The 10,265-nt window shown below is 66.7% G+C and carries 9 protein-coding genes; 7 read left to right on the top strand and 2 right to left on the bottom strand.

Going from position 1 to position 10,265, the window contains the following annotated elements; translation table 11 throughout:
* Positions 1–230 precede the first annotated feature (230 nt).
* The gene (locus tag CKO27_RS18645; protein WP_200376428.1) at positions 231–1,280 is read left to right on the top strand and encodes a GGDEF domain-containing protein; all 1,050 of its coding nucleotides are present in this window, start codon (positions 231–233) and stop codon (positions 1,278–1,280) included.
* A 32-nt stretch (positions 1,281–1,312) separates the two neighbouring features.
* On the opposite strand, the gene CKO27_RS18640 is transcribed toward CKO27_RS18645, so the two are convergent.
* On the bottom strand, positions 1,313–3,364 hold the full coding sequence (locus CKO27_RS18640) for an elongation factor G (RefSeq protein WP_200376427.1): 2,052 nt from the start codon (positions 3,362–3,364) through the stop codon (positions 1,313–1,315).
* A 27-nt stretch (positions 3,365–3,391) separates the two neighbouring features.
* Between CKO27_RS18640 and CKO27_RS18635 the strand changes: the two genes are divergently transcribed.
* The gene (locus CKO27_RS18635; RefSeq protein ID WP_200376426.1) at positions 3,392–4,357 is read left to right on the top strand and encodes a L,D-transpeptidase family protein; all 966 of its coding nucleotides are present in this window, start codon (positions 3,392–3,394) and stop codon (positions 4,355–4,357) included.
* On the opposite strand, the gene CKO27_RS18630 is transcribed toward CKO27_RS18635, so the two are convergent.
* Positions 4,336–4,533 (bottom strand): alanine-zipper protein, encoded by a 198-nt coding sequence (locus tag CKO27_RS18630; protein ID WP_200376425.1) that lies wholly within the window; start codon positions 4,531–4,533, stop codon positions 4,336–4,338. The genes CKO27_RS18635 and CKO27_RS18630 overlap by 22 nt on opposite strands.
* Before the next feature lie 735 nt (positions 4,534–5,268).
* On the opposite strand from CKO27_RS18630, the gene CKO27_RS18625 reads away from it, so the two are divergent.
* The 5 genes from CKO27_RS18625 to CKO27_RS18605 are packed head-to-tail and all read left to right on the top strand — an operon-like array spanning position 5,269 to position 10,252.
* A complete protein-coding gene (locus CKO27_RS18625; RefSeq protein WP_200376424.1) occupies positions 5,269–5,850 on the top strand; it encodes a chorismate--pyruvate lyase family protein in 582 nt (193 codons plus the stop codon).
* Positions 5,847–6,575 (top strand): RDD family protein, encoded by a 729-nt coding sequence (locus tag CKO27_RS18620; RefSeq protein ID WP_242470989.1) that lies wholly within the window; start codon positions 5,847–5,849, stop codon positions 6,573–6,575. Before CKO27_RS18625 ends, CKO27_RS18620 begins: the two co-directional genes overlap by 4 nt.
* Positions 6,572–7,561 (top strand): stage II sporulation protein M, encoded by a 990-nt coding sequence (locus tag CKO27_RS18615; RefSeq protein WP_200376423.1) that lies wholly within the window; start codon positions 6,572–6,574, stop codon positions 7,559–7,561. Before CKO27_RS18620 ends, CKO27_RS18615 begins: the two co-directional genes overlap by 4 nt.
* Positions 7,512–9,044, top strand: coding sequence for a DUF4129 domain-containing protein (locus CKO27_RS18610; protein WP_200376422.1), 1,533 nt, complete (start codon positions 7,512–7,514; stop codon positions 9,042–9,044). Before CKO27_RS18615 ends, CKO27_RS18610 begins: the two co-directional genes overlap by 50 nt.
* On the top strand, positions 9,041–10,252 hold the full coding sequence (locus CKO27_RS18605) for a DUF4350 domain-containing protein (protein WP_200376421.1): 1,212 nt from the start codon (positions 9,041–9,043) through the stop codon (positions 10,250–10,252). The genes CKO27_RS18610 and CKO27_RS18605 overlap by 4 nt, the downstream gene beginning before the upstream one ends.
* Positions 10,253–10,265 lie beyond the last annotated feature (13 nt).

The following is a 10,265-nucleotide window of genomic DNA, read 5'->3' as shown; positions in this document are numbered from 1 at the left end:
AGGAGGGCGGGCGGGAGGACAAGACGCCTCCGGGATCCTGATCCGCGACGCGGGCGGGTGATCAAGGGGACGGCCTGACCCGCTGGTCGATGCGAGACGCGGGCTTGGATCGTGATCCGGCCTGACGGTCGATCGGCTCATCGCCTATCATTGGGCCTTCCAGCGCGACCCGAACCCGGATTCCGGGCGATCCGCCCGCTGATCCCCGCCGTCGATACGAGTGATGAGGCATGACCGTCAACAGGATGGAATTTAGGGAAGACCTGGGCACGTCTTCCGATTATCTCCGCATGGCGGTGCCCATGATGATCCGGCGGGGAATCCCGCCGACGCCCTACAACTACGCCCTCTGGTACGCCCATGTCCAGAACGCCAACCCGGAGCTGAGCCGGTCGCTGCTCGACGAGTTCCCGGATCCGCAATCCTACGATCCGGACAAGAGCGAGGCGCTGTTCTTCGAGTATTTCGTCAAGACCTATCTGCCCAACAGCCCGCGGGCTCGGGATCTCATCGTCAACATCGTGACCCAGTTGACGAAATCCGTCTCACAGAGCGTGCAAGGGACTCGTGAGTACGGGGCCGTTCTGCGCGAGGCCATGGCCCTGTTCGAGGAAACCGTCGATCAGCAACGGATCCAGGAAGCCCTGGGCGGTTTGTTCTCGGATACGCTCAGTCTGGAAAATCTCAACAGGGCCTTCCAATCCGAGCTCGAATCGGCCACCCGGCAGGTGGAAAGGCTGAAAAAGGAACTGGAGCAAAGCCAGTACAGCGCCCGCATCGACGCCCTGACCAAGATCCCCAACCGACGCGCCTTCGACGACGCTCTCGATCAGGCGCTCGCGACCGTCGATGATCCGGCCTGCCTGATGCTGCTCGATCTCGACAATTTCAAGCTTTGCAACGATACCTACGGCCACCTGATGGGCGATCGCATTCTTGAGGTCGTGGGCCGACTCTTGGCCGGGCTGATGAGCGATTCGGTCTTCGTCGCCCGTTATGGCGGGGAGGAATTCACGGTCATCGTCAACGAGGATCTGGCGGCCGCGTCCGCGTTGGCCGAATCGATTCGGCACAAGGTTTCCGAGCTTCGGATCAAGCGCAAGAGCACCCAGGACATCATCGGCGCGGTGACCGTCTCCATCGGCCTGGTGCGGGCGCGGCCGGGCGACACGCGCGACACTCTGATCGGAAGGGCCGATAGCGCGCTCTATCGAGCGAAGGACGGCGGGCGCGACCGGGTCGTCGTCCTGGATGACCCGCGTGATCCGGATGGCGTCTGATCGGGATGGCGCCCGAGCCGCTTCGGTCGGACTCAACCGAGATCGAAGCGGTCGAATTCCATGCTGAACTGTCCGCGTCCCTGGGTCAGGCCGCGTAGCGTCGTGGCGTAGCCCAGGAGCGTTTCCAGGGCGGCCTCGACCTGGATGGAGGCCAGCTCGCCCTGCCTCTCGGTGGCCTGAATCAGGGCGCGGCGGGTCTGAAGATCGCCGAGCACGGCCCCCAGGCTGGATTCGGGCGCGACCACCTCCACCCGCATGACGGGCGTCATCAGCGCCGGCCGGGCGGCTTCCAGGGCCTTGTGCAGAGCCTTGCCGACCGCGGCGGCCACGGCCGTCGGCGTCGATCCAGGTCCGAACAGCTCGATGAGATCCACCGTCACGGCCAGGTCCAGCACCTGGGCGCCCTGGGAAGGCCCGGAGGCCAGGGTGGACTGGATGGCCTCGCGGATCGCCTGGGTCTGCCCGGCGTCGAGTGCGGCGCCCTCGGGCCGCAGACGCGGTTCCAGCGCGATGCGCTCGCCCTGGCCGCGCGGGAGCGGCTTCACGCTCACGCTCGCGCGCGCCATCAGATCCGGTTGGCGCGGATCGGGTGTCGGCGGCGGGGCGAACAGCGCCTCCGCCGTTGCCGGCTGGGTGATGGTCTCGCGGATGGCCACGGCCGGTCGGCCGGTTCGGATGGAGACGCCGAATTCGCGCTCGATGCGCTCGATGACGATCCGCAGGTGGAGTTCGCCCATTCCCCGCAGCAGGCGCTGTCCGGTCTCTGGATCCTCCTCGACCACGAGGGTCGGATCCTCTTGCTGGACCTTGCCCAGCACCTCGACGAGCTTGTCCGCGTCGGTTCCGGCGGCCGGCTCGATCGCCAGCCCGAGCACCGGGGCATGGGTGACGATGCGTTCCAGGCTCAGGAGATGGCCGGGCGCGCACAGCGTGTCGCCAGTGGTGGCGAACCTGAGTCCGGCCAGGAGGACGATCTGTCCCGCCTGGGCCTCGGCGAGCTTGGTCTTCTTGCCGGCGTCCACCTCGAAGAGTCGCGCCACCTGCTCGCGCAGGACGCGGCCGTCGCCGGTCAGGAACTCGACCGCGTCGCCGGCCTTGAGTCGGCCCCGTTGGAGGCGGACGAAGACATGACGCCGGCCTTCCCAGAGCTGGACCTTGAAGGCAAGCGCCGCCAGGGGACCATCGTCGCCGATCGGGATCTCCTCGCGCCCGCCGTCCGGGTATTCCGCCACGGCCGGGGGGCGATCGAGCGGGGCCGGCAGGTAGTCGACCACGCCGTCGAGCAGCGGCTGCACGCCGAGGTTGCGCAGGGCGCTGCCGCCGAAGCAGGGGAAGAGTTCGCCTGCCAGGGTTCCCCGGCGGATGGCGGCTCGCAGCGCCTCGGGGGTGGGATCCTCGCCGGCCAGCACCAGCTCGGCTAGGGCTTCGTCGAACTCGGCCGCCGCCAGCGCCATGGCCTCGCGCGCGTCCCGGTGGCGCTCCCAAATGTCGGGCGGACAGGGCTCGACGACGACCCGTTCGCCCTGCTCGCCAATGAAACGAATCAGGATTCGGTCGATCAAATGCACGACCGCGTCGTCCTCGACGATGGGGACCGTGATGGGCACCGGCTCCACCTTCAACCGTTGCCTGATGGCGGCGAGACAGCGGTCGAAATCCGCGCCCGGACGGTCCATCTTGTTGATGAAGAGGAGCGCCGGAAGCTTGAAGCGGGAGCGCTGACGCCACACCGTTTCGGTCTGGGGCTCCACGCCGCGCACGCCGTCGAGGACGATGACGCAGCCATCGAGCACCCGCATGGCCCGCTCGACCTCGATCGAGAAGTCGACGTGTCCGGGGGTGTCGATCAGTTGCAGTAGGTGCTCGCGCCAGGGGGCCTGGGTGATGGCGGCGGTGATGGTGATGCCGTGCTGCTGTTCCTCGGCCAGGTAGTCCATGTGGGCCGCCCCGTCATGGACCTCGCCCATCTTGTAGGAGGCGCCGGTGTAGAAAAGGATGCGCTCGGTGAGTGTCGTCTTGCCCGCGTCGACGTGAGCGGCGACCCCGATATTGCGAACGTGCGACAATCGGGATGGTTTTTTCATTGCTTTGAATCGGGAGTTAGAGAGGTTATGAACGGTATTGATCTGGGCGGACGCGGTCGGTCGTGGCTCGCGACGGCGGTCTGTGCGTCGCTGCTTGGCTGGGGAGCCATCGAGGATGCGCGGGCCGAGACATTCAGGCTTGAGAACGCGGGCGACTCGGTGGTCGGAGTCCCCTTTTACTTCACGGCGCGAGCCAAGGATACACTGCTCGACATCGCCCGCCAGAACAATCTGGGCTACGCCGACATGCGTCAAGCCAACCCCAAGGTGGACATGTGGGTGCCCGGCGAGGGGACGGAAGTCATGGTGCCCTCCTTTTTCGTGCTGCCGAACGTGCCGCGCGAGGGGATCGTGATCAATCGCGCCGAGAAGCGCCTCTATTACTACCCGCCCAACAACCCCAACGAGGTTCGGATCTATACGATCAGCGTCGGCAAGGACGCGATGGGAACGCCGCTCGGCAGTTTCAAGATCATCGAGAAGCGCAAGGATCCGATCTGGACGCCTGGACCCAACGTGCGCGCCTCGCATGCCGCCCATGGCGATATTCTGCCGGCCCAGGTGCCGCCAGGGCCTGACAATCCGCTCGGACGCTACGCTATGCGTCTCAGCAATCCGGATTATCTGATCCACGGCACCAGCATGCCCTGGGGTCTCGGCATGGAGGTCAGCGGCGGTTGCATCCGTATGTACCCGGAGGGCGTCGAGGAGTTGTTCGGTCTGGCGAGCGTCGATACGCCGGTGGCCATCATCGACCAAGCCTATAAGGTCGGGTGGCTTGGAAACGATCTCTATCTGGAGGTGCAGACCGGGGAGAAGAGCGAGCGCAAGAGCGCTAGAGGGGCCATTCCAGAATCCGTGGCGAATGCCGAGGGCGTCGTGATCGATTGGAAGGCGGTGGAGCAGGCGGTGGAGGAGGACTCCGGTGTCCCACAACTCGTGGGACACCGGAGTCAATCAGCTCAGGGGTCTTACTTGCCCATGATCTTCTGATACATACGGTCCAAACGCTCGGTGTTGGAGTTACAGCAAGCCTGGGCACTGTTAGCACTGTCCAGGGCTTGCTGAGCCATGTCGCGAGCGGTCTGGTCGGTGGTGCAGCCGCCCAGCAGGGAGGCGGTCAGCAGCGCGGCGGCGGAAATGGATGCGGCTTTGACAATCTTGGTCATTGGTTTGAATCTCCGAAAATGTTAACTATCAAGCACTCTGTATATAACACAAGGCGCGTAAGTCTACCGGGCCAGTGCGGTACGAACCACCCGTCCTCGTGGATGTTCCATGAGCTTGAAGTGGGTTCGAGACCTGGTCCGGTTGGTCCGGGCTCCCGGCGCGGATGTTGATCTTCACGGTGGGAGCCGGAGTCCGGCGTAAAGATTGGGGCAAATTCGATGAGACATCAAGCCCACAACCGTCCCGACTGTGAGATTTTTTACAACGATGCCGTGCGGATTTCCTCGCGTTCCGAGGATTCTATCTTGAAAAGCGCGCTATTTTTATCTGCAAGCTAATGTTTTTAAATATTTTTGTGTTACTTTCCAGCGTTATCCGCCAAGTGGGCACGGGCGTGGCGTCAGTGCGATCAGCGGCGGCCGAATGTCCATGACGGCTGACGCACGAGGGGCTTGATCGCTGATTCGATGTCTCAAACCAACAAGTTGTATTATCGCCAACGTCTGTTCCGCCTTGGCGCTGGCGTCGGATGTCCGTCCGACGCCAGCGCCCGCCCTGTGTATTCCGATGGTCGCGGCCTCCCGTGCCCATTCTTCCTGGAGCCGAACGACTCCTTCCGCTTCGCCATTTTCCGAGAGTACCTGTCATCGATGTCAGAACTTCCATGCTCCGCTCCGTCCAGCCCCGCCGCGGGCTCGGTTTTCCGGCGACTGGATCCAGCCTGAGGGGCCGCGATGCACCGTTACCATGTCCGAGCCCCCTTCGCTCCCGCCGAGCCGCCGTTTCGCCGCGATGGATTCACCCGCGATGGCGAGATCGTCTCGACCCTGGGCGAACGCCTGGCGCTGAACCAGCTTCCCCCCTTTTTGCGCGCCCTGCTGGTCACGGATGGAACCGTGACCAAGATCCTGGAGGCCTATTTCTGGGAGCCGGTGGCGGTCGACACGCTGGAGCAGCGTTTCGAGACCGCGCTGGAGCCGGTGCCCTGGATCCAGGTCGAGTCCGGCGATGACTGTCTGATCCGAGACGCCAGGCTGCGCGGAACCGACAGCGGGCGCGGCTTCGCGGAGGCTTTTTCGCTGATCCGGATCGATCTCATCCCGCCGGATTTCCGCCGGCGCCTGATCGACCGCGAGATCGGGATCGGCGTCCTGATCCGTGACAGCGGTCTGGAGAGTTATCGCGAGGTTCTGGATGTCGGGCTGGAGCGGACCGACGACGGTGAAACGGTGGTGTTCCGGACCTATCGCATCATCATCGACCACCAGCCGGTGATCCTCATCACCGAGTACTTTCCGCTCGCGCTTTATCGTTGAGCCGTCGCGACCGCTACCGAACGGACATGCCGCGCCAGATCGACAGCATCCGCTTCAACGAGACACCCGAGGGCATCGATCTGGAACTGCGGGTCGCCGGGCCGGTACCGCGCGCGCTGGCGCTCTTCCTGGACGGGCTGGTCCGGGCGGGACTCTATCTAGTGCTGATACCGCTGAGCGCGCTCGCGGACACGGGGGTAGGGCTCATGCTGATCGGGTTCTTCCTGCTGGAGTGGTTCTATCCGGTGGTGTTCGAGGTGCGTGCCGGGGCGACGCCGGGCAAGCGGGCCATGGGCCTGGTGGTGGTCCATGACGACGGCACCCCGGTCGGACTTCCCGCCTCCATGATCCGGAATCTCCTGCGGGTGGTGGATTTCCTGCCCGTCTTCTATGGCGTTGGGCTTGTCAGCGTCCTGCTGGATCACGACTTTCGCCGGCTCGGCGACCTGGCGGCCGGAACCCTGGTGCTCCACGCGGAGCGTCGCGCGCCACCGAGGACCATCGCGGATACGCCGCCCGTCCAGGTTCCGCCTGGTTTCGCGCTGGAAACCCAGCAGGCCATTCTCTCCTACGCCGAGCGTGGCCCGCGTCTCTCCGCCGCGCGCCGCGTTGAACTGGCCGAGGTCCTGACGGCCGACGGCGGGATACGTGGCGAGGCCGCGGTCCGGCGGGTCGAGGGCTGGGCGAGTTGGCTGGCGCGTGGACGCGGGCTGGAAGCCTCATGAGACAGGAGCGGTTCGAGGCCGAGCAGGCGCCTCCGTGGGACGAATACCAGCGTCTCCTGGCGCGGCTGGAAGGCCGGCCCTCGGCGCGCGGTGCTCCTTCGGGGATGGATCTCGGCGGTTTTCCGCGTCTGTACCGACAGCTCTGCGCCGACTATGCCCTGGCGCGCGGTCGTGGTTACAGCCCGGGCCTGATCGCCGATCTGCACGATCTCGTCCGTCGCGGCCATCGCCGGCTCTACCAACGCCGATCGCGCCCGTTCGCCTCGGCGCTCGTCTTCGCGACGGACACCTTCCCGCGCACCCTGCGCCGCCATGCCCGGCTGTTCTGGATGGGCCTGGGGCTGCTCTTCCTGCCGATGATCGCGATGGGGCTCGCCGTGCACGCGGATCCCGAGATCATTTACAGCCTGATCGACAGCGCCCAGGTCGCGGAGCTGGAGTCCCAGTACGATCCCGCCGGCCGCAAACCTGGTCGTGAGACCGATCGGCAGGCGGACACGGATTTCGCCATGTTCGGCTTCTACATCATGAACAACATCGGCATCGGGTTTCGCGGCTTCGCCGGTGGCCTGCTGTTCGGCCTCGGCAGCGCCCTGATCCTGGTCTTCAACGGGCTGAGCATCGGCGCGGTCGCCGGCCATCTGACGCGGCTGGATCATGGCGGAACCTTCTGGCCGTTCGTCAGCGGTCACGGACCCTACGAGTTGACCGCGATCGCCATCTCCGGGGCCGCCGGCCTGCTGCTTGGCCAGGCGTTGCTGGCTCCGGGCAACCGCACGCGACTGGCCGCCCTGCGCCTCAACGCGCGCGACGCGGTTATCCTGGTGGGAGGGGCGGCCGGCATGCTCGTGTTGGCCGCCGTCGTGGAGGCTTTCTGGTCGGCCGGACCGGCCCCGGCGGCGATCAAGTATGGGGTGGGCGCGGTCGGTTGGGTACTTGTCGCGCTCTATCTGGGTCTGGCCGGTCGGGGCGCGCGTGGATCTTGACCGGATCGCCGTCCGGACGCGCCCGCGCGGGGCCTGGGAAGGGCTGGATCTCGGGTTCGCGATGGCGCGGACCTGGTTCCTGCCGCTCTGGCGGCTCTGGTGGTGGACGGCCCTGCCGACGGCGGTCATCTGTCTGTTCCTGACCGGCTTTCGCGCGGATCTCTGGCTCCTGGCGCTCTGGTGGCTCAAGCCACTCAACGAGGGGCCGCTGCTGCTCTGGGCGAGCCGCGCCCTGTTCGGCGAATCGCTCGGATGGCGCCGGTTTCCCGAGACGTGGCGCGCTGGATGGCCGCGGCGCCTCTGGCCCTATCTGCTGTGGCGGCGGATCGGCATGCGTCGGTCCTTTCTGATGCCGCTGACCCTGCTTGAGGGGCTGAGCGGTCAAGCCGCCCGCGAGCGTCGCCGGGTCATGAACGACGGCGGCGGAGTTCCTTTCTGGCTGACCCTGGTCGGCTATCACTTCGAGGTGATTCTCTGGATGAGTCTCCTGCTCGCCGTCTTCTTCCTGGTGCCGGCGGAGTTGCCGCGTCTCGACCTGGTGTCGGCCGTCACCGGAGAGGGCTCCTGGGCCTCCTGGGTCGGCGTCCTGGCCTATCTGCTCGTCTTCTCCGTCATCGCCCCTTTCTATGTCTGCGCTGGCTTCGCGCTCTATCTGACCCGTCGCACCGATCTCGAAGCCTGGGATCTGGAGCTGGCCTTTCGCGAGGCGCGGGATCGGCGATCGGAGCCGGCGGGCCTGGAACCCAAGGGTCGATTCCTGGGCCTGCTCGCGGCGATCGCGATCCTGCCGCTCGTCGTTCCGCCAGATGTCCAGGCGCGACCCCATCCATCCCTGGATCCCGATCAGGCCCGAGCCCTGATCCAGGACGTCCTCGCTGGACCGGATTTCGGCTCCACCATGGAGACCGCTTACTGGGCGCCGATCGAGCGCGGGGATGAACCGGCGGAGGATTCGCCGGTCCTGCCCGCTGGGTTGCCATCCTTCCTGAGGCTGTCGGCGCGGGTGCTGAAGTGGCTGCTGCTCGTCGGGGCCGTAGGCGTGGTCGTCTGGCTGAGCTTGCGGATGTCGCGCGACTGGCGTCCGTGGCGCGGCCGACGGGCACGGCCGGACCGGAGGCCGCCGAGCCCGGCGCGCGCCTTGGAAACCTCGGCGCACGGGATCGAACTCGCGGAAGTACCGACGGCGGTGCGCGCCTGTCTGCAAGCCGAGGATCGACGCGGCGCGCTCGCGCTCCTCTACCGCGCCAGCCTGACCCATCTGGAGACGCTCGGTCCGCCTGTCCCGGATGGCGCCACCGAGGGCGAATGCCTGGCCGCCGCCGTCCGGAACCTGCCAAGGAGCGCGCTGGGTCCGCTGGAGCCACTGACCCGCGCCTGGCAGCGGCTCGCCTATGCCCATCAGGAGCCGAGTCTGGAGTTGCTGGAGGCCCTGCTGCTCGCCTGGTGCCGCTGGACGCAAGACGCCGGGGCGAGCGCGCCATGATCTCTGAACGACGGCTCATGGGGCTGGTTCTGGCTGGACTGCTGCTGATCGTCGTCGCGGGCTCGACCACCTGGTTCCTCGCCAACTTCGAGCGCCGGGTGGAGCGGATTCCGGTCGGCGAATCGGCCAAGGCCCGGAGCAACGAACTGCTGGCGGCCGAACGCTTGCTCGCGCGACTCGGCATCCCGGTGGAGAGCGTCACCGGCCGCGAACGCCTCTGGAACCTCCCGCCCAGCACCGATACCCTGGTCGTCCTGGGTCTAGGGCCGATGAGCGCCGAGCGTCGGGTGCGCCTGCGGCATTGGCTGGAGCGGGGCGGCCGCCTGCTGGTGGAAGCCATGGAGGCCAGCGAAGGGGGCCGGATCCCCGACGATTTCCTCGGTGACCTCGGTATCCGGCTGCGCGTCGAGGAAGAGGAACGGCTGGCGGCCCTCGATGAGGATCGGGTGACGGCGCGGATCCAAATCCCGGATGTCGAGTCGCCACCGAGCCTCGGATTTCAGGCCCGCTACTATCTGGAGCCCGAGGGTTCGCACCCAGGGGACATCCAGGCTGGGGATCGGACGCGACTGGCGCGACGTGACATCGGCCAGGGACGGCTGACGGTGATCAGCGACAGCCGTTTCATGACCAACGCCCGGATCGGCGAGCTGGATCACGCCTTCCTGACCGCCTGGCTGACCCGCCCGGACGGCGCCGGCAAGGTCTGGCTGCTCCACGACACGGCCATGCCGGGGCTGGGCGCGCTCCTCTGGTCGCGCGCGCCCGAGGCGCTGATCTCGGCGCTCCTGCTCCTCTTGGTCTGGCTCTGGTCACTGGGAGGTCGGCTCGGTCCCCTGATCGGTCCGCCGGAGGGGCGACGACGCGATCTGATCGAGCACCTGGACGCCAGCGCCGATTTTCTCTGGCGTCATGGTCACGCCGGCCAACTGGTCGAGACCAATCGCCGGCATCTGCTCAACGACTGGTCGATCCGTCATCCGGAGATCGCCCAGGCCGCTCCCCGCGTCCAGGCCGAGCGGATCGCCGCGCTCACCAGCCAGCCGGTCGAGGCGCTCGCGCGGGCGCTCTTCACCCAGTCCGGGGACGCGCAGGGGTTCATCGCGCAGGCCATCCGGCTCCAGGCTTCGTGGCCGAGCCACGGCGCGGGCGGACGCCGTCCGGATCGCGCGCGAGCGCCTCGACGACCGGGGTCGGACCGTCTCTAACCAGGAGGATCCA

This window comes from Thiocystis violacea, assembly GCF_016583575.1.
GTDB classification, from domain to species: Bacteria; Pseudomonadota; Gammaproteobacteria; order Chromatiales; family Chromatiaceae; genus Thiocystis; species Thiocystis violacea.
The sequence above is the reverse complement of the archived record's forward strand: the minus strand, read 5'-3'. Positions and strand labels throughout refer to the sequence as shown.

What these genes read in the sequence shown, in the direction of transcription:
- CKO27_RS18645 (WP_200376428.1), top strand. Translation starts at nt 231, where the DNA reads ATGACCGTCAACAGGATGGAATTTAGGGAAGACCTGGGCACGTCTTCC.
- CKO27_RS18640 (WP_200376427.1), bottom strand. Translation starts at nt 3,364, where the DNA reads ATGAAAAAACCATCCCGATTGTCGCACGTTCGCAATATCGGGGTCGCC.
- CKO27_RS18635 (WP_200376426.1), top strand. Translation starts at nt 3,392, where the DNA reads ATGAACGGTATTGATCTGGGCGGACGCGGTCGGTCGTGGCTCGCGACG.
- CKO27_RS18630 (WP_200376425.1), bottom strand. Translation starts at nt 4,533, where the DNA reads ATGACCAAGATTGTCAAAGCCGCATCCATTTCCGCCGCCGCGCTGCTG.
- CKO27_RS18625 (WP_200376424.1), top strand. Translation starts at nt 5,269, where the DNA reads ATGCACCGTTACCATGTCCGAGCCCCCTTCGCTCCCGCCGAGCCGCCG.
- CKO27_RS18615 (WP_200376423.1), top strand. Translation starts at nt 6,572, where the DNA reads ATGAGACAGGAGCGGTTCGAGGCCGAGCAGGCGCCTCCGTGGGACGAA.
- CKO27_RS18605 (WP_200376421.1), top strand. Translation starts at nt 9,041, where the DNA reads ATGATCTCTGAACGACGGCTCATGGGGCTGGTTCTGGCTGGACTGCTG.